This window comes from bacterium, assembly GCA_019637795.1.
In the GTDB taxonomy this organism is placed as follows: Bacteria; Desulfobacterota; Binatia; order HRBIN30; family CADEER01; genus JAHBUY01.
Genome location: JAHBUY010000002.1, coordinates 137,964 through 160,172, shown reverse-complemented (window position 1 = coordinate 160,172; position 22,209 = coordinate 137,964). Strand labels below are relative to the sequence as shown.

19 protein-coding genes are annotated in these 22,209 nt (G+C 73.1%); 10 read left to right on the top strand and 9 right to left on the bottom strand.

The window, feature by feature from the left end; all coding sequences use genetic code 11:
* Window positions 1–7 precede the first annotated feature (7 nt).
* From KF840_06085 to KF840_06075, 3 genes are all read left to right on the top strand, one after another.
* On the top strand, window positions 8–799 hold the full coding sequence (locus KF840_06085) for an enoyl-CoA hydratase/isomerase family protein (protein ID MBX3024463.1): 792 nt from the start codon (window positions 8–10) through the stop codon (window positions 797–799).
* A 78-nt stretch (window positions 800–877) separates the two neighbouring features.
* On the top strand, window positions 878–2,431 hold the full coding sequence (locus tag KF840_06080) for a long-chain-fatty-acid--CoA ligase (protein ID MBX3024462.1): 1,554 nt from the start codon (window positions 878–880) through the stop codon (window positions 2,429–2,431).
* The gene (locus tag KF840_06075) at window positions 2,428–3,165 is read left to right on the top strand and encodes an enoyl-CoA hydratase/isomerase family protein (GenBank protein ID MBX3024461.1); all 738 of its coding nucleotides are present in this window, start codon (window positions 2,428–2,430) and stop codon (window positions 3,163–3,165) included. The genes KF840_06080 and KF840_06075 overlap by 4 nt, the downstream gene beginning before the upstream one ends.
* A gap of 11 nt (window positions 3,166–3,176) precedes the next feature.
* On the opposite strand, the gene KF840_06070 is transcribed toward KF840_06075, so the two are convergent.
* Entirely contained in the window at window positions 3,177–3,947 is a 771-nt protein-coding gene (locus KF840_06070; GenBank protein ID MBX3024460.1) for an enoyl-CoA hydratase/isomerase family protein, read from the bottom strand.
* Window positions 3,948–4,160: 213 nt separating this feature from the next.
* On the opposite strand from KF840_06070, the gene KF840_06065 reads away from it, so the two are divergent.
* The 6 genes from KF840_06065 (at window position 4,161) to KF840_06040 (ending at window position 13,441) form a co-directional block, all read left to right on the top strand.
* Window positions 4,161–6,689, top strand: coding sequence for a glycosyltransferase (locus KF840_06065; protein MBX3024459.1), 2,529 nt, complete (start codon window positions 4,161–4,163; stop codon window positions 6,687–6,689).
* Entirely contained in the window at window positions 6,686–8,449 is a 1,764-nt protein-coding gene (locus KF840_06060; protein MBX3024458.1) for an ABC transporter ATP-binding protein, read from the top strand. The genes KF840_06065 and KF840_06060 overlap by 4 nt, the downstream gene beginning before the upstream one ends.
* 32 nt (window positions 8,450–8,481) lie before the next feature.
* Window positions 8,482–9,645, top strand: a complete 1,164-nt coding sequence (locus tag KF840_06055) for a glycosyltransferase family 1 protein (protein ID MBX3024457.1) — start codon at window positions 8,482–8,484, stop codon at window positions 9,643–9,645.
* Window positions 9,646–9,653: 8 nt separating this feature from the next.
* Window positions 9,654–10,793 carry a hypothetical protein gene (locus tag KF840_06050; GenBank protein ID MBX3024456.1) on the top strand — a complete coding sequence of 380 codons (1,140 nt, stop codon included), beginning with the start codon at window positions 9,654–9,656 and terminating at the stop codon, window positions 10,791–10,793.
* A gap of 108 nt (window positions 10,794–10,901) precedes the next feature.
* The gene (gene thrC, locus KF840_06045; protein MBX3024455.1) at window positions 10,902–12,251 is read left to right on the top strand and encodes a threonine synthase; all 1,350 of its coding nucleotides are present in this window, start codon (window positions 10,902–10,904) and stop codon (window positions 12,249–12,251) included.
* A gap of 2 nt (window positions 12,252–12,253) precedes the next feature.
* The gene (locus KF840_06040) at window positions 12,254–13,441 is read left to right on the top strand and encodes an aminotransferase class I/II-fold pyridoxal phosphate-dependent enzyme (protein MBX3024454.1); all 1,188 of its coding nucleotides are present in this window, start codon (window positions 12,254–12,256) and stop codon (window positions 13,439–13,441) included.
* A 21-nt stretch (window positions 13,442–13,462) separates the two neighbouring features.
* On the opposite strand, the gene KF840_06035 is transcribed toward KF840_06040, so the two are convergent.
* Window positions 13,463–14,188, bottom strand: a complete 726-nt coding sequence (locus KF840_06035) for an MBL fold metallo-hydrolase (GenBank protein MBX3024453.1) — start codon at window positions 14,186–14,188, stop codon at window positions 13,463–13,465.
* A gap of 106 nt (window positions 14,189–14,294) precedes the next feature.
* Window positions 14,295–15,458 (bottom strand): acyl-CoA dehydrogenase family protein, encoded by a 1,164-nt coding sequence (locus KF840_06030; protein MBX3024452.1) that lies wholly within the window; start codon window positions 15,456–15,458, stop codon window positions 14,295–14,297.
* A 153-nt stretch (window positions 15,459–15,611) separates the two neighbouring features.
* Between KF840_06030 and KF840_06025 the strand changes: the two genes are divergently transcribed.
* Entirely contained in the window at window positions 15,612–16,172 is a 561-nt protein-coding gene (locus tag KF840_06025) for a L,D-transpeptidase (GenBank protein MBX3024451.1), read from the top strand.
* A 19-nt stretch (window positions 16,173–16,191) separates the two neighbouring features.
* Here the strand turns inward: KF840_06025 and cofE are convergent, their stop codons facing one another.
* The 6 genes from cofE to KF840_05995 all read right to left on the bottom strand — a co-directional run bounded on the left by cofE (window position 16,192) and on the right by KF840_05995 (window position 22,187).
* Window positions 16,192–16,944: a coenzyme F420-0:L-glutamate ligase gene (gene cofE, locus KF840_06020; GenBank protein ID MBX3024450.1), complete on the bottom strand. Its 753-nt coding sequence runs from the start codon at window positions 16,942–16,944 to the stop codon at window positions 16,192–16,194.
* A gap of 35 nt (window positions 16,945–16,979) precedes the next feature.
* Window positions 16,980–17,906, bottom strand: coding sequence for a 2-phospho-L-lactate transferase (locus KF840_06015; GenBank protein MBX3024449.1), 927 nt, complete (start codon window positions 17,904–17,906; stop codon window positions 16,980–16,982).
* Entirely contained in the window at window positions 17,836–19,077 is a 1,242-nt protein-coding gene (gene cofH / locus KF840_06010; protein MBX3024448.1) for a 5-amino-6-(D-ribitylamino)uracil--L-tyrosine 4-hydroxyphenyl transferase CofH, read from the bottom strand. Before cofH ends, KF840_06015 begins: the two co-directional genes overlap by 71 nt.
* Window positions 19,067–20,275, bottom strand: a complete 1,209-nt coding sequence (gene cofG / locus KF840_06005; GenBank protein MBX3024447.1) for a 7,8-didemethyl-8-hydroxy-5-deazariboflavin synthase CofG — start codon at window positions 20,273–20,275, stop codon at window positions 19,067–19,069. Before cofG ends, cofH begins: the two co-directional genes overlap by 11 nt.
* Window positions 20,276–20,422: 147 nt before the next feature.
* Entirely contained in the window at window positions 20,423–21,094 is a 672-nt protein-coding gene (locus KF840_06000) for a hypothetical protein (GenBank protein ID MBX3024446.1), read from the bottom strand.
* Window positions 21,087–22,187, bottom strand: coding sequence for a hybrid sensor histidine kinase/response regulator (locus KF840_05995; protein ID MBX3024445.1), 1,101 nt, complete (start codon window positions 22,185–22,187; stop codon window positions 21,087–21,089). The genes KF840_06000 and KF840_05995 overlap by 8 nt, the downstream gene beginning before the upstream one ends.
* Window positions 22,188–22,209 lie beyond the last annotated feature (22 nt).

Sequence of the window (22,209 nt, the reverse complement as noted above, 5' to 3'; positions counted from 1 at the left end):
GGCGGCGGTGGCCCGCACGGCGGCGCCGCGGCGACGGCCCGGCACGCAGGAGTCGCCCGGCGACGCGGTGCTGTTCGACCTGGTCGACGAGGGGCGGGTGGCGCTCGTCACCCTCAACCGGCCGGAGCGGCGCAACGCCTATGACGTCGCCATGCGCGACGCGCTGTACGCGGCGCTGACCGCGGTGCGCGACGACCCCGCCGTCCGGGCGCTGGTGCTGTGCGGCAACGGCCCGGCCTTCTCGACCGGCGGCGACGTCGCCGAGTTCGGCAGCGCGCCGTCGCCGCTGCGCGCCCGCGAGGTGCGCTGGCTGCGCGACGTCTGGGGGACGCTGTGGTCGCTGCCGGCGATCACCATCGCCGCCGTGCACGGGTACGCGGTCGGCGGCGGCTTCGAGATGGCGCTGCTCTGCGACCAGTGCCTGGCGGCGGCCGATGCCCGGTTCGCCCTGCCGGAGACTGGCCTGGGGATGATTCCCGGCGTCGCCGGCACGCAGACCCTGCCGCGCCTGACCGGCCTCGGGCGGGCGCTGCACTACGCGCTCACCGGCGCCTGGCTCGACGCCGAGGAGGCGCGCGCCTGCGGCCTGGTGTCGCGCATCGTGCCGCGCCACGCCCTGCTGCCGACGGCGCTCGCCACCGCCCGCGCCGTCGCCCGCCTGCCGGCCGGTCTCGCCGCGCGCCTCAAGCGCGCGGTCAACGAAGGGACGGAGCTGCCGCTGGGACGGGGACTGGCGCTGGAGCGGCGGTTGGCGTGCGCCAGTCGAAGCGCGTCGCGGCGCGCGTCGGAAGCGGGCTGACGCGAGGGCCGATCGACGCCGTGCCGCGGCGGCGCGCGAATTTGTCTTTTGCGTTCGAACGACGCTAGGTGAGGGGCGATGAACACCGCCAACTTCGTCGGCATTCCGGCGCAGATGTTCCCCGACCAGGAGATCCTGGTCTTCGGCGACCGCCGCCTCACCTACGGCGACCTGTGGGAGAACGTCCGCCGTCTCGGCAACGCCCTGCGCGCCCTCGGCGTGCGCCGCGGCGACAAGGTCGGGGCGCTGCAGACCAACTCCGATCAGTACGTCACCGCCTACTATGCGACCGCCGCGATCGGCGCCGTCTTCGTGCCGCTCAACTACCGCGCCAAGCCGCCCGAGCTGGAGTACATGATCGACACCGCCGACATCGCGGTGCTGCTGGTCGGCGGCCGCTACCTGCCGCTGATCGGCGACCTGCGGCCGCGCCTGCGGGTGCGGGAGTACGTCTCCCTCGACGCCCCGCACCCGGACATGACGCCATTCGAGTCGCTCATCGCCGCGGCGAGCGACGAGTTCGACGAGGAGCCGATCGACGACGACGACGTCAGCATCCTCATGTACACCAGCGGCACGACGTCGCTGCCCAAGGGCGTGATGCTGCGCTTCAACGACTTCACGGCCTACGTCGTCGGCACCACCGACATGGCGGACGGCACGCCGCGCGGCACGGCGCTGTTGTCGGCGCCGCTCTACCACATCGCCGGCGCCACCAACATCATGACCTCGCTGTGGACCGGCCGCCGCCTGGTGGTGCTGCCGCAGTTCGAGCCCGCCGCCTGGCTCGAGGCGGTGCAGCGCGAGCGGGTCACCCACGCCTTCGTCGTGCCGACGATGCTGAAGCAGATCCTCGACCATCCGCAGTTCGCCGCCTTCGATCTCTCGAGCCTGCAGAACCTCTCGTACGGCGGCGCGGCGATGCCGTTCCCGGTCATCCGCCGCGCCATCGAGCTGTTCCCGCGCGGCACCGGCTTCGTCAACGCCTTCGGCCAGACGGAGACCACCTCGACCCTGACCGTCCTCGGCCCCGACGACCATCGCCTCGACGGCACCGCCGAGGAGGTGGAGCGCAATCTGAAGCGCCTGGTGTCGATCGGCCGGCCGCTGCCCGACGTGCAGGTCAAGGTGGTCGACGACGCGGGCGACGAGCTGCCCGCCGGCGCGGTCGGCGAGCTGTGGGTGTTCACGCCGCGCACGATGAAGGGCTACGCCGGGCAGGACGGCGGCGTCACCAACCCGGCGCTCGAGGGCTGGCTGCCGACCCGCGACATGGGCTGGATCGACGAGGACGGCTACATCTTCCTCGCCGGGCGCAAGGACGACATGATCATCCGCGGCGGCGAGAACATCTCGCCGGCCGAGGTCGAAGCGGTCCTCTACTCGCACGTCGGGGTCGAGGAAGCGGCGGTGATCGGCCTGCCGGACGTCGAGTGGGGGCAGCGGGTCGTCGCGGTGGTGGTGCGCCGAGCCGACGCCGCGCTCGAGGAGCCGGAGCTGATCGAGTTCTGCCGCCAGCGCCTGGCCAGCTTCAAGAAGCCCGAGCAGGTGTGCTTCGTCGAGGCCCTGCCGAAGAACCAGATGGGCAAGGTGCTGAAGAAGGACCTGCGGGCGCAGTTGGCGGCATCGTGAGCGCGGCCACCGCCAGGCGCGCCGGCGTGCTCTGCGCCGTGCGCGACGGCATCGCGTCGATGGCGCTGCTGCGGCCGCGCGTCGACCTGCGCGTCGCCCAGGATCTCTGCGCCGCCGCCGAGCGCATCGCCTTCGACCCCGACGTGCGGGTCGCCGTGCTCGAGGGGCCGCGCAATGGCTTCTGCCTCGGCGTCGAGGACGAACGCGAGGGCTGGCCCGACTGGGTCGGCGCCGTCGCCGGCTTGGCGGTGCCGGTGATCGCCATCGTCGCCGGCGCCGCGGTCGGCGCCGGGGCGGAGCTGGCGCTCGCCGCCGACCTGCGCATCGCCGGCCCGCGCGCCGCCTTCGCGTTCCCGCACCTGGCCGCCGGCGCGCTGCCGCGCCACGGCGCCACCCAGCGCCTGCCGCGGATCGTCGGCCGCACCCGCGCCATGGAGCTGCTGCTCACCGGCCGCCGCGTCGGCGCGCGCGAAGCGCAGCGCATCGGCCTGGTGACGCAGGTGTCACCGCAGCCGGCGACCGCGGCGCGCGCCGTCGCCGCCGAGCTCTGCGCCAAGGGCCCGATCGCCCTGCGCCTCGCCAAGGAGGCGGTGCGCGCCAGCGGCGACCTGCCGCTCGCCGCCGGCGTGCGCCTCGAGCAGGACCTCTACGTGCTGCTGCAGACGACCGCCGACCGCGCCGAGGGCGTGCGCGCCTTCCTGCGCAAGCGCCGGCCGCGCTTTCGCGGCGCCTGACCCGGCGCCGGTCAGCCGCGCGGCCAGCGCGGCGGGCGCTTCTCGACGAAGGCGGTGAAGCCCTCGGCGACCTCGGGGCCGCGCAGCGACTGGGCGAACATCACCATGTTGAACGCCGGCAGCTCGCGGTTGATCTCGGCCTTGACGGCGGCGCGGGCCGCCGGTCCGGTGGCGAGCACCTGCGCGATCACCTGCTCGGTGACCGCCGGCAACTGGTCGTGCGGCGCCAGGCGCGCGATCAGGCCGATGCGCAGCGCTTCCTGGGCATCGATGACCGCCGCGGTGAGGAGCAGGTACTTGGCCATCGCGGTGCCGACGCGCGCCGGCAGGCGGGCGGGGAGGAACGGGTCGGCGACGCCGCGCAGCAGCTCGGGGGCGCGGAAGGTGGCGCGCTCGGAGGCGATGGCGATGTCGCTGCACAGCGCCATGTTCAGTCCGCCGCCCTGGCAGAGGCCGTTGATGGCGGTGAGCACGATCGCCCGCGTCGTCTCGAGGGCGCGGAACGGCAGCAGGTCGAGCCCGTCGGTCTCGCGGTCCAGCCGCTCGCCGCCCTCGTGCTGGCCACCCATCTCGCCGCCGACGCAGAAGACGTCGCCGCTGCCGGTGAGCAGCAGGACGTCGACGGTCGGGTCCTTGTCGGCCAGCACCGCGGCCTTCTTGATGCCGTGGTACATCTCGATCGTGCAGGCGTTGCGCCGCTCCGGCCGATTGATGACGACGCGCAGGACGCCGTCGTCCAGCGTCGCGTCGAGGTGGCGCGAGTCGAGATCGATGCGGGCCATGGCTCCTCCTGACCGCCGCCGGCAGTAGGCCGCGCGACCCGTCAGGTCAAGGTGGCGGAAGGGCCGTCGGCGCGGGGTGGGCGCGCTGCCGCCGCCCCGCGGCGCGCAACAGCGGCTTGATTCCCCGGCGCCTTCCGGGCAGACAGTCGCGCGAGATGCACGGGGCGGTCGCGCGCGCGCGGCGCGGAAGGCGCGGCTGACATGGCGACGTCGATGGGCGCTCCCGATCCCCACCCGCTGGCGGCCGGGGGGGCGCCCCGGCTGACGGCGCGCGGCAAGTTCCTCTTTCGCGGCGACGACAAGGTCTACCTGCGGGGCGTCAGCTACGGGCCGTTCGCGCCGGCGGAGGACGGCTGCCAGTTTCCCGCTGCGGCGCTGGTCCGGCGCGACCTCGCCCTCATGCGCGAGCTGGGCGCCAACACCGTGCGCTGTTTCACGGTGCCGCCGCGCTGGCTGCTCGACCTGGCGCACGAGGCGGATCTCGGCGTGCTGGTCGGCCTGCCGTGGAGCGAGCACGTCAGCTTCCTCGACGATCCGGCGATCACGGCGCAGGTGCGGGCGGCGGTCGACCAGGGCGTGGACGCCTGCGCCGGCCACCCGGCGGTGAGCGCCTACCTGGTCGGCAACGAGATCCCGCCCGACATCGTCCGCTGGCTCGGCGTCGACCGGGTGCGCCGCTTCGTCGAATCGCTGGCGGCCGGCGTGCGCCGCCGCGACCCGCGGGCCCTGGTCGGCTACGCCAGCTTTCCGCCCACCGAATACCTCGACCTCGGCGAGCTCGATTTCGTCGCCTTCAACGTCTACCTGCACCGCCCGGCCGACTTCCGCCGCTACCTGTTGCGCCTGCAGAACCTGGCCGGCGACAAGCCGCTGCTGCTGACCGAGCTGGGCATCGACTCGATGCGCGAGGGCGAAGCGGCGCAGGCGACGATCCTCGACTGGCAGCTCCGCGCCGCCTTCGCGCTCGGCCTCGCCGGCGCCAGCGTCTTCGCCTGGACGGACGAGTGGCACACCGGCGGCCAGCCGGTCGACGACTGGGCCTTCGGGCTGGTGGATCGCGACCGCCGCCGCAAGCCGGCCTTCGCGGCCGTGCAGCGCCTCTACCGCGAGGCGCTGCCGGCGCTGCCCGACCCGGCGCCGCGGGTGTCGGTGGTGGTCTGCGCCTACAACGCGGAGGGCACCATCCAGCCGTGCCTCGAGAGTCTGCGGGCGCTGCGCTACCCGGACGTCGAGGTGATCGTGGTCGACGACGGCTCGAGCGACGCGACCGCGGCGATCGCCCGCCAGCATCCGTGGGCGCGCCTGATCTCGCAGCCGAATCGCGGCCTCAGCGCGGCCCGCAACGCCGGCATCGCGGCGGCGACCGGGGCGCTGATCGCCTTCACCGACGCCGACTGCGTCGTCGATCCGGACTGGCTCACGTATCTGGCGTGGAGCTTCACCAATCCGGACGCCGCCGCGGTCGGCGGTCCGAACCTGCCGCCGCCGCAGGCGGCGCGCACCGCGGCGTGCGTGGCGGCGGCGCCCGGCGGGCCGACGCACGTGCTGCTCGACGACGAGACGGCGGAGCACATCCCCGGTTGCAACATGGCCTTCCGGCGCGAAGCGCTGGCGGCGATCGGCGGTTTCGATCCCTTGTTCCGCGCCGCCGGGGACGACGTCGACGTCTGCTGGCGGCTGCAGGACGCCGGCCTGCGCATCGGCTTCAGCCCGGCGGCGATGGTCTGGCACTTCCGCCGCGACACGGTGCGCGCCTACCTGTCGCAGCAACGCGGCTATGGCGCCGCCGAGGCGCTGCTGGCGCAGAAGCATCCGTACCGCTTCAATCTGCTCGGACAGTCGCGCTGGCTGGGCCGCATCTACGGCGACCTCGAGCACGGATGGCTGCTGCGCCGGCCGGTGATCTACTACGGCACCTACGGGCGGGCGCTGTTCCAGACGCTGTACGAATCGCCGGCGTCGGCGCTCTCCTGGCTTCCGTTCACCCTCGAGTGGAATCTGTTGGCGGTCGTGTTGCTGGTCACCGGCGTGCTCAGCGGCGACCCGCTGCCGCTGGCGCTGCTGCCGCTGCTGGTCTCGCTCGCCGCGGCCGGCGCCCGCGGCTGGCGGGCGCGCCTGGCGCCGGAGCACGACCGCTGGAGCAGCCGGGCGCTGGTGGCGCTGCTCACCTATCTCGGGCCGCTGGCGCGGAGCTGGCAGCGCTACCGCACCCGCCTCGCGGCGGCGACGCCGGTGGATCCGGTGTGGTCGACCCGGCCGCTGCCGCCGGCGCGGGTGCGCTGGCGGCGGACGGCGATCGAGATGGCCTTCTGGAGCGAGGCCGGGCACGACAAGGAGGACTTCCTGCACGCGCTGGCGGCGTTCCTGCGACCGCGCCGGGTGCAGGTCGCCGTCGACCAGGGCTGGCGCGCCTGCGATCTCGACGTCCACGCCGGCCTCTGGGCGCACGTCGCGGTGCTGACGGCGGTCGAATACCACGGCGGCGACCGGCGGCTGCTGCGCGTGCGCTGCGCCCCGCGCCTCTCCCTCCTCGGGCGGATCGCCCTGGCGCTGCTGCTGGCGGCGGCGCTCGCGCTGGGGTTCGGCGGACCCGCCGCCAGCGCCGCGGTCGCCGCCGGCGCGGCCGCGGCCGGCGTCGCATTCGGCGGCCGGGCCGTGCTGGGCGCCGGCCGCATGATGAGCCAGGTGACGGCGATCGTCGCCGAGCGCCTCGGCCTGGTCCCGGTCAGCGAACGGCGATGATCCTGCGGCGCACCGCGCAGGCCGTGTGGCCGCACCGCTGGCCGGTCGCCCTCGGCCTGCTGCAGGTGGCGGCGATCAACGGCCTCGAGCTGCTCAAGCCGTGGCCGCTGCAGGTGGTGATCGATGCCGTCATCGGCGGCCACCCGGTGCGCTGGGCGCCGCTGGCCGGCTGGTCGCGGGAGGCGCTGCTCACCGTCGCCGCCGGCGGCCTGGTCGGCATCTGGGTGGCGAGCGGGGCGCTCGCGGTGTGGAACAACCACACCACCATCGCCGCCGGCCAGGCGATGGTCGACGACCTGCGCAACCGCCTCTACGACCACGTCCAGCACCTGAGCCTGTCGTTCCACGCCCGCGCCGGCGTCGGCGACCTGTTGTACCGGGTGACGGCCGACACCTTCGCCATCCAGACGCTGGCGATGAACGGCCTGTTTCCGGTCGCCTCCGCGGTGCTGCTGCTCGCCGGCATGCTGGCGGTGATGCTGCAGCTCAATCCGCTGCTGACCGTGGTGGCGCTGGTCGTCGCGCCGCTGATGCTGCTGAGCATCGCCCTGGTCAACGCCCGCCTCGACGCCGTCGCCAGCGAGGTGCGCGCCAACGAGAGCGCGGTGTACCAGATCGTGCAGCGCAACCTGGCCGCGATCCGCGTCGTGCAGGCCTTCGCCGCCGAGCCGATCGAGCAGCAGCGCTTCCTGCGCGGCAGCCGCGCCAGCCTGCGCAGCAGCCTGCGCCTGTACACGCTGCAGACCGCCTACGGCGCCGCCACCGGCGTGCTGACGGCGGCCGGCACGGCGGCGGTGCTGGTCGTCGGGAGCTGGCAGGTGTGGGCGGGCCGCCTCAGCGTCGGCGAGATGGTCGTCTTCGTCAGCTACCTGGCCTCGCTGTATGGGCCGCTGAACGCGCTGGTGAACACCTACGGCCTGGTGCGCGCCGCGGCGGTCGGCGTGCGGCGGGTGTTCGAGGTGCTGGACGGCGAGGCGCCGCTGCGCGACGGCAGCCTCGACCCGGCGGCGCCGGTGCGCGGCGGGCTGGCGCTGCGCGGCGTGTCGTTCACCTATCCGGACGGGACCGAGGCGCTGCGCGACGTCGACCTCGACATCGCCCCCGGCGAGCGGATCGCCATCGTCGGCCCGACCGGCGCCGGCAAGAGCACGCTGGTCAGTCTCATCCCGCGCTTCGCCGACCCGACCCAGGGGAGCGTCCGCCTCGACGGCGTCGACCTGCGCCAGTTGCGCCTGGCGGCGCTGCGGCGCCAGATCGGCATGGTGCTGCAGCCGGCGACGGTGCTGCCGCTGAGCGTGCACGACAACATCGCCTACGGGCGGCCGCAGGCGACCCGGGCCGAGGTCGAGGCGGCGGCCCGCCTGGCCCAGGCCGACGCCTTCATCCGCCGCCTGCCGGCGGGATACGACACGGTGCTGGGCGAGCAGGGCGCGACGCTGTCGGAGGGCGAACGGCAGCGCCTGACGATCGCGCGGGCCCTGCTGCGACAGGCGCCGGTCCTGATCCTCGACGAGCCGACGGCGGCACTCGACGCCGGCACCGAGGCGGCGTTGCTGGCGGGGCTCGAGGAGGTGGTGCGCGGGCGGACGGCGATCGTCATCGCGCATCGCCTGCGCACCGTGCTGGGCGCCGACCGCATCGTCGTGCTCGACGGCGGACGCATCGTCGAGGTCGGAACCCCGGACGAGCTGCTGCGCCGCGGCGGCGCCTTCGCCCGCCTGCACGCCGCCCAGCTCGGAGGCGCGCGTGTCGGCGCCTGAGCGGCACGCGAACCCGTGTGCGGGCCGGTGAGATGCGCGTCGTCGTCACCGGCCTGGTGGCCACGTATCCGCTCGGCGGGCTGAGTTGGGACTACCTCGCCTACGTCGACGCCTTCCGGCGCCTCGGCGCCGAGGTGCTGTACCTCGAGGACACGGGGAGCTGGTTCTACCAACCGGACACCGCGACGTACGCCGACGATCCGTCCGCGAACCTCGCCTATCTCACCGCCGCGCTGGCGCGGATCGACGCCGGCGATGTCCCCTGGGCGGTGCGGGCGCCGGATGGCGCGCTGCACGGCGCCGCCGAGGCGGCGGTCGCCGACTTCTGTCGCGGCGCCGATCTCTTCCTCAACGTCTCCGGCGCCTGCTGGCTGCGCGACGCCTATCGCGCCGCCCGGCGGACGGCGTACCTGGACACCGATCCCGGATTCACCCAGTCCACGCTGCAGGCGGTCGAGCGCGGTGACGCGAGCGACGACCAGCGCTTCTCCGCCACCCTCATCCGCCAGCACGACCGCTTCCTCACCTATGCCGAGGCGATCGGCGACCCGGGCTGCGGCGTGCCCCGCTGCGGCCTGGAATGGAAGCCGACCCGACAGCCGATCGTGCTCGACCGCTGGCCGGTCGAGCCGCCGCCGCCGGGCGCGCCGTACACCACCGTGATGTCGTGGGCGCACGGCCGCGCGGCGCCGGTGATCGACGGCGTGGCCCGCGCCGGCAAGGACGCCGAGATGATGCGCTTCCTCGACCTGCCAAGGCGCTGCGGCGTTGCCTTCGAGCTGGCGGTGGGCGGCGAGCCGCCGCGGGACCTGCTCGCGGCGCACGGCTGGCGGGTGGTCGACGCCTGGAGCCGCTCGACCACCATGGACGTCTACCAGGCGTACCTGCGCGCCTCGCGCGGCGAGTGGAGCGTCGCCAAGCAGGTCTACGTCGCCCTGCGCAGCGGCTGGTTCAGCACCCGCAGCGCCGCCTATCTCGCCTGCGGCCGGCCGGTGGTGGCGCAGGACACCGGTTGGAGCGCGCGCTACGCGAGCGGCGAGGGGTTGTTCGCGTTCACGACCCTCGACGAGGCCGTGGCGGCGGTGGCGGCGATCGAGGCCGACTACCCGCGCCACGCCGCGGCGGCGCGGGCCGTCGCCGAGCGCGAGCTCGACAGCCGGCGGGTGCTCGCCCGCCTGCTCGCCGACGTGGCGTGAATGGGGCGATGAAGGTCGCGGTCGCCGGCGGGCTGGCCCGCCATCCCCTCGGGTCCGGCGGCTACGCCTGGGCATTCCTGCAGTTCGCGCTCGGCCTGCGCGAGCTGGGGGCCGAGGTGCGCTACGTCGAGCATCTCGCGGCGCGGGACTGCGTCGACGCCGCCTGGCGGCCGGCGCCGTTCGCCGAGTCGGCGAACGCCGCCGCCTTCCGCGCCGTCATGGCGCGGCATCGCCTGGACGGCAGCCTGCTGCTCGGCGAGGGCGAGGAGGCGATCGGCGCCGATCGCGCCGCGCTGCGCGACTGGACCGCGGGCGCCGACCTGTTCGTGAACCTGTCGGGCCGCTGGCACTGGCGCGACGTGATGATGGGGGCGCGGCGGCGGGTGTACGTCGACCTGGATCCCGGCTTCACCCAGATCTGGCAGGCCGGGTACGGGGTCGACATGAACCTCGCCGGCCACGACACCTACGTCACCGTGGGCCTCAACGTCGGCCGCGCCGACTGTCCGGTGCCGACCCTCGGGCTGCGCTGGCATCCGCTGCCGCCGCCGGTGGTGCGCGCCCTGTGGCAGCCGATCGCCGCGCAGCGGCCGGTCTACACGACGGTTGCCGACTGGCGCGGCTACGGCCCGATCGAGTGGCAGGGCATCAGGTTCGGACAGAAGGCGGACGAGCTCCGGCGCATCATCGACCTGCCGCGCCGCGTCGCGGTGCCGCTCGAGCTCTGCCTCGCCATCCATCCCGACGAGCCCGACCTGCCGGCGCTGCGCGCCCACGGCTGGCGGCTGTCCGATCCGCGCCGCGAGGCGGCCGACGACGAGGCCTATCGCCGCTACGTGCGCGGCTCGCGCGGCGAGTTTTCCGTCGCCAAGCAGGGGTATGTCGCCGGCCGCACCGGCTGGCTCAGCGATCGCACCGCCTGCTACCTGGCGGCGGGGCGACCGGCGGTCGTGCAGGACACCGGCATCGCGGGCCATCTGCCGGTGGGGAGCGGCCTGCTGACCTTCGTCGACGGCGAGGGCGCGGCGGCGGCGCTCGCCGCCGTGGAGCGCGACCACGAGCGGCACGCGGCCGCCGCGCAGGCGCTCGCCGCCGAGTACTTCGACGCCCGCGTCGTCCTGCGACGTCTGCTGGAGCTCGCGCTGTAGCCGCCGCCGCGCCGGGTCCATTGCGCCGGCGCAGAGGCGCATGGTACCCGCCCGGGTACGGATCGCGCTCGCCGGGGGGCAGGGGCAGCGGCGATCGAGGAGCGCATCATGAGTGAGTACGCGGCCTGGTTCGAGTGCGTGAACGGCTGCCCCGACCACTACAGCTTGTTCGAGGTCATCTACCGCTGCCCGCACTGCGGCGACTTGCTCGACGTCGTGCACGACGTGGCGGCGCTGCGCCGGCGCTCGGCGGCGGCGTGGATGCAGCTCTTCGACGAGCGCTACCGCCACAATGCGTTTCCCTACGGCTCGGGGGTGTGGGGCAAGAAGGAATGGGTGATCCCGTTCCTCGCCAACGAGAACATCGTCTCGACCTACGAGGGCGGCACCAACCTGTTGTGGGCCGAGCGCTACGGCAAGCTGCTCGGCATCGAGGACCTGTGGGTCAAGCAGTGCGGCAACTCGCACACCGGGTCCTTCAAGGATCTGGGCATGACCGTGCTGGTGTCGGTGGTGAAGCAGATGATCGCCGACGGCCAGCAGATCGCCGCCATCGCCTGCGCCTCGACCGGCGACACCTCGGCGGCGCTCGCCAACTACTGCGCCGCCGCCGGCATCCCCGCGGTGGTGCTGCTGCCGCGCAACAAGGTCTCGCCGGCGCAGCTCGTGCAGCCGCTGGCCAACGGCGCGCTGGTGCTGAGCCTCGACACGGATTTCGACGGCTGCATGGCGCTGGTGCAGGAGATCACCAAGGAGCGCACCGTCTACCTCGCCAACTCGATGAACAGCCTGCGCATCGAGGGGCAGAAGACGGTCGCCATCGAGCTCGTGCAGCAGTTCAACTGGGAGATCCCCGACTGGGTGATCATCCCGGGCGGCAACCTCGGCAACGTCAGCGCCCTCGGCAAGGGGTTCCTGCTGATGCGCGACCTCGGCCTGATCCAGAAGCTGCCGCGCATCGCCGTCGCCCAGGCGGAGAACGCCAATCCGCTCTATCGCTCCTACCTCGAGCACTTCGAGCAGTTCGCGCCGGTCGAGGCGCGGCGCACCCTCGCCAGCGCCATCCAGATCGGCAACCCGGTCAGCGTCAAGCGCGCCATCCGGGTGCTGAAGCAGTTCGAGGGGGTGGTCGAACAGGCGAGCGAGTCGGAGCTGGCGAACGAAGCGGCGCTGGCCGACCGCACCGGCATGTTCAACGACCCGCACACCGGCGTCGCCCTGGCGGCGCTGCGCAAGCTGGTCGAGCGGAAGCTGATCCGGCCGCAACAGCGGGTGGTGGTGATCTCGACCGCGCACGGCCTCAAGTTCGCCGAGCAGAAGACCGCCTACCACCTCGGCCAGCTCGAGGGCATCACCTCGCGCTACGCCAACCGGCCGATGGAGATCGGCGGCGAGCTCACCGCGGTCACCGACGCCATCCACCGCTTCGCCGAGAAGGTGAAGCTGCTGGAGCAGTGATCGTGCCGCGGGATCCGCACGCCGGCGGCCCGAGCACGCGCGCCGTCCACGGCGGCGAAGCGCGACGCAAGCTCGCCGACGCCGCCACCGAGCCGATCGTCCAGACGGCGACCTACACCTTCGCCGACACCGCCGAGCTGGTGGCCTACTTCGAGGGCCGGGTGGAGCGCGAGGAGTACGGGCGCTACGGCAATCCGACCCAGCGCGTGGCGGAGCGCAAGCTGGCGGCGCTCGAGGGCGCGGAGGACGGGCTGCTGTTCGCGAGCGGCATGGCGGCGATCACCACCACCCTGTTCGCCATGCTGTCCAAGGGCGCGCACGTGGTGGTCACCGACGACGCCTACCGCCGCACCCGCCAGTTCCTCCTGCACACGCTGCGCCGCTACGGGGTCGAGGTGACGGTGGTGCCGGCGGGCGACTACGAACGGCTCGAGGAGGCGATCCGGCCGACGACGCGGGTGCTGTTCAGCGAGTCGCCGACCAATCCCTACAACCGCATCCTCGACCTCGAGCGCGTCGCCGCGATCGCCCAGCGGCACCGGGTGAAGAGCGTCATCGACTCGACCTTCGCGACGCCGATCAACCAGCGGCCGATCGAGTACGGCATCGACCTGGTGATCCACTCGGCGACCAAGTACCTCGGCGGCCACAACGACCTGCTGGCTGGCGCGGTGCTGGGCAGCGCGCCGCTGATCGGCGGCATCCGCGACCTGCAGGGGGTGACCGGCGCGGTCCCGGATCCGTTCGCCGCCTATCTGCTGATCCGCGGCATCAAGACCCTGGCCCTGCGCGTCGAGCGCCAGAACGACAGCGCCGCCCGGCTCGCCGCCTTCCTCGCCGGCCACGAGAAGGTGGCGCGGGTGCACCACGCCAGCCTGGCGAGCCATCCCGAGCACGCCATCGCCGCGCGCCAGATGCGCGGCTTCGGCGGCGTGGTGTCGTTCGAGATCCGCGGCGACCTGGCGGCGGGCTCGCGCCTGGTGGACGCCTGCCGCATTCCGCGCATCGCGCCCTCGCTGGGCGGCGTGGAGAGCCTGATCGAGCAGCCGGCGCTGATGAGCTTCTTCGAGCTCAGCAGCGAGGAGCGGCTGCAGGTCGGGATCACCGACGCGCTGATCCGCTATTCGGTCGGCATCGAGGACGCCGACGACCTGATCGCCGATCTCGCGCAGGCGCTGGACGCGGTGTAGCCGGCTCGCGACGGGACGGCGTCACGCCACCGCCCGGGCGAGGGCGCGCAGCAGGGCGGCGCCGTCGCCGCGCCAGGCGCTGCCGTGCATGCAGGCGAGGGTGGTCGGGCGCTCGGCGGCGAGCCGCTCGATGACGGCGGCGGTGTTGGGGCCGTGCGCATAGTAGTCGAGCGGGGCGCGGAAGGCTTCGCTCGGACCGAGGATGTCGCCCTCGGTGAGCGCCGGCGCGCCGTCGCCGCCCTGGGTGAAGAGGTCGCCGCAGAACAGCGTGCGCGTGGTCTCGTCGAAGAGGAGGCCGGCGTCCCAGCCGTGGGGAACGTGCGGGGTGTCGAACCAGCGCAGCGTGTGGCGGCCGAGGCTGAGGCGGTCGCCGTCGGCCAGGGCGCGCGGCGGGCGGTCGGCGACGTCGCCGACCGAGGTCATGGCGCCGATCGCGCCGCAGGCGGCCTCGGCCGCCGGCGCGACCGCCAGCCAGTCGTTCAGGCTGCCGCACTCGTCGGCCTCGAAGTGGCCGAAACCGACGTGGCGCAGCCGCTCGACGGGGAGCAGGCGGGAGACCGCCTCGCGCACCAGCGGGAACATCCGCCGCGGCCCGGTGTGGAAGAGCAGCGGCGCGTCGTCGAGCACCAGGTACTGGTTGAAGCTGAAGTCGCCGACCCCGCCCGGGATCTGGATCGGCGTGCTGATGCGGTAGATGCCGTCGGCGATCTCGTGGACGTTGGTGCGCGAGTGCGGGTTGGTGATCATGGTCTCCCCAGGGGCCACGACCGAGCACCCGCGACCGCGACGAAGGGCGGGAATCCCGGTCGACGTGGCGCGCGGCGGTGGTGGTCGCCGTCCGTGGCGGTTCCGCTCAGACCGGATACCGCTTCACCAGTTGCCGGGCGATGATGGTGCGCTGGATCTCGTTGGTGCCCTCGCCGATGATCATCAGCGGCGCGTCGCGGTAGAAGCGTTCGACCGGGAATTCCTTGGTGTAGCCGTAGCCGCCGAGGACGCGCATCGCTTCCAGCGTCACCCAGCCGCAGGTCTCGGAGGCGAAGAGCTTCGCCATGCCGGCCTCGAGGTCGCAGCGCTGGCCGGTGTCCTTCTTGTAGGCCGCCTGGCGCACCAGCAGGCGCGCCGCCTCGATGCGGGTGCCCATGTCGGCGAGCTTGAGTTGGATCGCCTGGTGCTCGCAGATCGGCTTGCCGAAGGTCGTGCGCTGCTGCGCGTAGCGGATGGCGTGCTCGAAGGCGGCGCGAGCGACGCCGACGGCGCGCGAGGCGATGTTGATGCGGCCGACCTCGAGGCCGTTGAGCACGTGCTGCATGCCGTGCCCCTCGACGCCGCCGAGCAGGTTGGCGGCGGGGACGCGGAAATCCTCGAACGCGATCTCCACCGTGTCGACGCCCTTGTAGCCGATCTTCTCGATGTCGCGGCTGATGGTGACGCCCGGGCCCCGTTCGGCGATCAGCAGGCTCATGCCCTTGTGCGGCGGGTTGGCCTGCGGGTCGGTCTTGCACACCAGCGCGTAGACGCTGCCCTCGCGCCCGTTGGTGACGAACATCTTGCTGCCGTTGACGACGTAGTCGTCGCCGCGGCGGACGGCCGTGGTGCGGATGCGCTGCACGTCGCTGCCGGCGTGCGCCTCGGTGAGGCAGAGGGCGCCGCGCAGCTCGGCCCTGGCCAGCTTCGGCAGGTAGCGCTGCTTCTGGTCGTCGGTGCCCTGGGTGCGGATCATGTAGGCCAGCAGCAGGTGGGTGTTGAGGATGCCGCTGAGGCTCATCCAGCCGACGCACAGCTCCTCGATGATCATCGCGTAGGTGCTGAAGTCGAGGCCGAGGCCGCCGTACTCGGTCGGGATGGTGGCGCCGAACAGCCCCAATTCCTTCATCCGTTCGACCAGGGCGTGCGGGTACTCGTCGTCGTGGTCGAGCCGGCTGGCGACCGGCGCCACCTCGCGCTCGACGAAGCGGCGGATCGTGTCGACGAGCTCGGCCTGCACGTCGGTCGGCGTGGCGAATGGCGCGTTCACGGCGGTCCTCCCTCCAGGGCGTGCTGTATCTCCTACCAGGCGCCGGCAAGTCCAGAAGCCCCCGGGGCGGGTCGGGGAAAGCCCGCTTGACCGAGCGCCATCGACATGGTGTTTTCGCCGACGTCGAGGAGGGCACCGGGAGTGTATGCGGCGGTGAGGCGGAGCGTGCTGGCGATGGCGGTGGCGACCGGGATGGTCGCGAGCGCGGTCGCCGCCGATGTCGGGGCGGGCAGCGTGGTGCCGGGCCGGCCGACGATCGAGATCTGGAAATCGCAGCGCAAGATGGAGCTGCGCTACGGCGAGTACGTCGACCGCACCTTCGCCGTCATGCTCGGCCGCGCCCCGCGCTTCGCCAAGGAGGAACGCGGCGACTACCGGACGCCGGTGGGGCGCTACTACATCGCCTACAAGAAGCCGAGCCGTTTCGACCGTTTCCTCGGCATCAGCTACCCGAACATCGACGACGCCGAGAAGGGCTACCAGCGCGGCCTGATCGACGCCAACCAGTGGGCCGACATCTTCTTCGCCAACATGAAGCTGGACACCCCGAGCGCGCAGACCCGGCTCGGCGGCATGGTCGGCATCCACGGCTTCGGCGACCGCCAGTACATGCCCATCGACTGGACCGAGGGCTGCATCGCGGTCAGCAACGACGAGATCGAGTACCTGTACAACGTCACGCCGGTGGGCACGCCGGTGCTGATCCACGAGTAGGGGCGCCCGCCCCGACCGCTCAGCGGAACAGGTCGAACTGCTTCTCGCGGATCAGCTCGCGCCCCGAGCCCTCGCCCGGCGTGAAGGGGTAGCCGCGCACCAGGGCCGCGGGAATGCCGGCGCCCTTGCGCATCACCAGGCCGGCGGCGGCGGCGAGCGCATCGGCCTGGGCGTTCACCGTGTGGTGCAACTCGCGGCCGTCGAGGTCGCTGCTGCCGCGCAGGTCGAGCAGCGCCGGCATGCCGGCGACGCCGAGGGCGAAGTCGACCAGCCCCTGGCGCCAGGGACGGCCGAAGGTGTCGGTGACGATGACCGCCACCCGGCGCCCGCTGCGCTCGCGCAGCGTCGCCGCGATGCGGCGGGCGGAGGCGTCGGGATCGACGGGCAGGAGCACGACGATGCCGTCGCCGCCGCTGTTCGACTCGTCGACGCCGGCGTTGGCGCACACCCAGCCGGGGCCGGTCTCGACGATCAGCGTGCCGTTGTCCATGCGGACGATGCGGCGGGTCTGGCTGAGGATGACCTCGATGACGCGCGGATCCTTGCCCTGGGTGGCGGCGGCGATCTGCTCGGCGAACGGCGAGGGGGTGACCGTGGCCAAGTCGACCAGGCGGCCCTCCGCCTTGGAGACCGCCTTCTGGCAGACGACCAGGATGTCGCCGTCCTCGGGCGCCAGGCCGGCGGCGCCGACGGCCGCGAGCAGCAGGGCGCCGAGGTCGTCGCCGGGCCGGATCATCGGCAGGCCGGGCAGGGGGGTGATCGAGACGGTCATGCGGCGCGCACCATACGCGCTCGCGGGCGCCGGCGCTATGCGGTCAGGGCGCGCAACACCAGATGCGCCAGGGCGCGCGAGCGGGCGGGCGTGCGCATGATCGTGTCGGCGACGACGGGGCGCATGCCGAGCGCTTCGATGCGCGGCGCGAGCGCGGCGTCGCGCTGGTCGAGGACGAAGACGTCGACCAGGCCGCGGTACAGCTCGGCGACGCCGACGGCGGAGACCTCGTGGCCGAGGCCGCGCAGCATGCGGTCGAGCGGGCCCTTGATCGGCAGGCCGCGCACCAGCGGGGTCACCGCCGCGACCCGGCGGTGGCGGCGGATGGCCTCGCGGATGCCGGGCAGGGCGAGGATCGGCCCGATGCTGACGAACGGATTGGAGGGCGGCAGGAGGATCGCGTCGGCGCCGCGCAGCGCCGCCAGCACCCCGGGCGCCGGCCGCGCCCGGTCGGCGCCGGCATAGCGGATGGCGCGCACACGGCCGCGGCCGCGGCGGCGGACGAGGTAGTCCTGGAAGGCGATGGTGCCGGCGCCGGCCAGCGTGACGCGCGTCCGCACCGGGTCGTTGCTCATCGGCAGCAGGCGCTGGCGGACGCCGTGCCGGGCGGCGATCTCGGCGGTCACCTGGGCGAGGGTGCGGCCGCGGCGCAGCGCGTCGGTGCGGTAGATGTGGGTGGCGAGGTCGCGGTCGCCGAGCTGGAACCAGGTCGCGTCGTAGTAGCGGCCGAGCGCCGCCAGGGCGGTGAAGCGATCATCGGCGAGGCCCCAGCCGTGCGGTCCGACGGCCCCCGCCAGCGTGTACGTGACGGTGTCGAGATCGGGCGAGACGTGCAGGCCGAAGAAGGTGTCGTCGTCGGCCGTGTTGCCGATGATGGTCAGCCGCGCGGGATCAAGAAGCGAGCGCAGGCCCCGGAGAAAGCGCGCGGCCCCCACTCCGCCAGCCAGCGCCGCGACCCGGATGCGTGGCGCCGTCCGGCGCAATCCGCCCATAGGTGGTCGTCCGTTGTGCAGGGATGCGCCCGGCGGCGCGGATCAACGCCACGATCTCGCTCTCCGGCAGGTACTCGCCGAAGTCCGCGCCGGCGGCCTTCGAGATCGATTCCTCCATCAGGGTGCCGCCGAAGTCGTTGCAGCCGGCGGCGAGCGTGAGCTGCGCCAGCTCGCTGCCGAGCTTCACCCACGAGGTCTGCAGGTTGTCGATCCAGCCGCGCAGCATGAGGCGGGACACGGCGTAGACGCGCAGGTCGAGCGGGCCGACCGGCGGGGGCGTCACCAGTCCCTTCTGGTAGAGCTGGGTCAGGGTGTGGATGAAGCGCAGCGGCACGAATTCGGTGAAGCCGCCGGTCCGCTTCTGCAGGTCGCGGATGAGCGCGATGTGGCGGGCGACGTGGCCCGGCGTCTCGACGTGGCCGTACATCACCGTCGCGCTCGAGCGCAGGCCGAGCTCGTGCGCGGTGGTGATGATCTCGACCCAGGTGCGCACGTCGACCTTCTTGTGGCTGAGGATCTCGCGCACGTCGTCGTCGAGGATCTCGGCCGCCGTCCCGGGGACGGTGCCGAGGCCGGCGTCGCGCAGCATCGTCAGGTAGTCGCGGTAGGTCATGCCGGTGCGGCGGGCGCCGTACATGACCTCCATCGGCGAGAAGGCGTGGATGTGGAGGCGCGGGAAGCGGGCGCGGATCGCCTGCAGCAGGTCGCGGTAGAAGAAGGCGTCGGACTCGGGGTTGATGCCGCCCTGCATGCAGACTTCGTGGGCGCCGCGGTCGACGGCGTCCTGCACCTTGGCGAGCACGTCGTCGAGCGAGTGGTTGAAGGCGCTGGCGTCCTTGCGGTGGACGGCGAAGGCGCAGAACTGGCAGCCGACGAAGCAGACGTTGGTCCAGTTGATGTTGCGGTTGATGACGTAGGTGACCTCGTCGCCGACGTCGCTGGCGCGCGCCTGGTCGGCGGCCCGCACCAGGGCCGCGAGGTCGTCGTCGCGGACCTGCAGGAGGCGCTCGCCGTCCACGGCGCTCAGCTCGCCGCCGGCGAGCGCGCCCTCGAGCAGGGCGGCGGTCGCGGGGGTCGCCGCGTCCAGCAACTGCGCCAGCGTGCGGCGGTCGTGCACGACGGCGCGGACCTCATCCCACATGGCGGGCTCCTCGTTCCAACGCCGCCGAGTCTACGCGGCGACGCATGCCCTCGTCGAGCCACCCCGGCTGCGCCACGTACTCCGCGTACACCGGCAGGCGAGGGACGAGGGTGAAGCCCTCGTCGCGACAGGTCTCGGCCAGCGTCTGCACCGGCGGCCATGGCGCTTCCGGGTTCACGTAGTCGAGGGTGAGCGGCGAGATGCCGCCCCAGTCGTTGATGCCGGCGGCGAGGAACAGGCGGTGGTCGAGCGGGCTCAGATTGGGCGGCGCCTGGATGTTCATCGTCGGCATCATCAGGCGCGCGACGGCGATGGTGCGCGCCGTCTCGACGCTCTCCGGCTCCGGCGCCGCCGCCATGCGGGTGCTCGGCTTGGCGCGGAAGTTCTGGATGATCACTTCCTGGATGTGGCCGTGCGCGGCCTGCAGCTCGGCGATGGCGCGCAGGCTGGCGACCCGCTCGGCGGGTGTCTCGCCGATGCCGAGCAGGATGCCGGTGGTGAACGGGATGCGCAGCTCGCCGGCGGCGCGCAGCATCGCCAGGCGCAGCGCCGGGTCCTTGTCGGGCGCCTGCTGGTGGGCGCCGCCGCGGCCGCGCAGCCGGTCGCTCACCGACTCGAGCATCAGCCCCATGCTGACGTTCAGCGGCCGCAGCCGGGCCATCTCCTCGGCGCTCATGACGCCGGCGTTGGTGTGCGGCAGCAGCCCCTCGTCGAGGGCGATGCGGCAGCAGTGGGCGACGTAGTCGATGGTGGTGTCGCAGCCGAGCACGGCGAGGGTGCGGCGGTACGACCGGTAGGCGCGCTCGGGCTTGTCGCCGAGGCACAGCAGCGCCTCGATGCAGCCGAGGGCGCGGCCGCGGCGGCTCCAGTCGCGCACCTCCTCGGGCAGCATGGTCCAGGCCGCCGGCGAGTCGGGGTCCTGGCGGAAGGTGCAGTACGAGCAGCGGTCGAGGCAGAGGTTGGTGATCGGCAGGAAGACCTTCGGCGAATAGGTCACCACCCGGCCCTTGTGGCGGGTGCGCAGCGCGCCGGCCACTGCCAGCACCGCGGCGAGCGGGGCGGGGCCGTCGAGCAGGTGGCGGGCGGCGTCGTCGGCGATCGGCTCGCCCGCGAGGGCGCGGTCGAGGATCCGTCGACTGGCGGCGTCGACGGCGTCGAGCTGCCGCGGGGCGGCGTCCGGTTCGAACATCCCGTGCATGGGCGTGCCCGCCGTCGCGGACGAGTGGGGCCGTTATATGGACCGCTCGGAGAGCGAGTCAACAGCGGGCGAGCGCGGCGAGCGCGGGGGGCGCGGAGGGCCGGCTGGGCTGCGAGCGTCCTGGCGCCGCCGGCCGGCGGGGCGGCCTCACGCGGCCCGGGTGACCAGGGCGCGATGTACGCGCACCGCGAGGGCGCCGTCCTCGGCGCGGTGGTCGCGGATGAAGCTGTGGGCGCGTTCGAGGGCGACCGCGTCGAAGAGCGTCGCGCAGCGCTCGACCAGCCGTTCGACCAGCGCGGCGGGGAAGGGGCCGATGCCGGCGTCGGGCAGGGTGGGGTCATCGAAGGCGATGTCGATCTCCGCCGGATCGAGCGGCGCCAGCAGCTCGCGCACGGTGCCGACGAAGGCGTCGACCTCCATCGGATGAATGACGTGCGGATAGAAGTGGCGGTCGAGGGCGCGGCGGAGGAGCGCCTCGTCGACGTCGACCCAACTGCTGGTCGGCGGCGATCCGGCGGCGGCGATTTCGTACTGGCGCGGGTCGTCGAGGGCGCGGCGGCTGCTGCGCACGGTCAGCAGCTCGGCGCCGACCGCGACCGTGAACCAGCGGGTGGCGAGCGGATCCCAGGCCGGGCGGTCGGTGCGGGCCAGCTCGTCGCAGCGCAGCGCTGCCTCGACGCCGTGCGCCGCGTGCGCGGCGCGGAACGCGGCCAGCTCGCTCGCGTCGTCGTCGGTGCTCGCCCAGGGCGCGCTCGGCGCCAGCGGGGTCAGGAGGCCGCAGTGGCGGCAGAGCAGGAAGGCGTCGCGCCGCTCAGACATGCGGCACCCCCGGCTCGTGCGGGTCGGAGGCGAGGACCGGGATGGCGATGGTGAAGTGCGTGCCGCCGTGGTGCTCGCTGCGGACCTGCAGTCGGCCGCCGAGAAACTGGGTGAGACGGGAGGCCATGCGCAGGCCGAGGCCGAGGCCGCGGGCGCGGGCGGTGGGCGCCGGGACGATGTCCTCGACGAGCTGCGCGATGTCGGTGCTGTGGATGCCGACGCCGGTGTCGCGGACGCTGATCTCGACCTGCGTCCGGTCGGCGGAGAGGTGCGAGCCGAGGCCGATCGAGCCGTCGGGGGTGAACTTGACGGCGTTGTCGATCAGCGCCCAGAGGATGCGCTCCAGTTTGTGTTCGTCGCTGGTCACCCAGATCGGCGTCAGATCGCCTTCGACCGAAAGGCCGAGCCCGCGCTGCCGGGCGGCGGCGGCGAACTGACGGGCGACCCGGCGCAGCGTCTCGCGCACGTCGAAGGTGGAGAGGGTGAGGCGCAGCTCGCCCGCGTCGAGCGAGTTGAGCAGCAGCACGGTCTCGATCAGGTTGAGGAGCTTCTGCGAGTTCGCCTGGATGCGGTCGAAGGCGACCCGCTGGTCCTCGTTCAGGCGGGTGTGCAGCTCCTCGGTGAGGATCGAGTTGTAGCCGATGATGGCGCTGAGCGGGGTGCGCAGCTCGTGCGACAGGTTGGCGAGGAAGTCGTCCTTCACGCGCCGGGCGCGCAGCGACTCGCGGCGCCGCTCCAGGGCGCGGTGCACCAGGCTCGAGATCTGCGGCACGTCGAACGGCTTGGTGACGTAGTCGAAGACCTGGTTGCGCAGGCCGCGCACGGCGGAGTCGAGCGAGGCATAGCCGGTGACGACGATGATCTCGATGTCCGGGTCGTGGCGTTTGATCTGCTCCATCACCTCGACGCCCGGCATGCCGGGCATGCGCAGGTCGAGGGTGACGATGTCGATCGGTTGCGCCTGGAGGATCTCGAGCGCCTCGTGACCGCCGGGGGCCGTGTAGACCTCGAACTCGGACTTGAAGACCATCCGCAACGACTCGGTCGGCCCGCGTTCGTCATCGACGATCAGTAATGAAGCGCGACTGTCCATCTGAGTTTCCAACCTTCCCCCC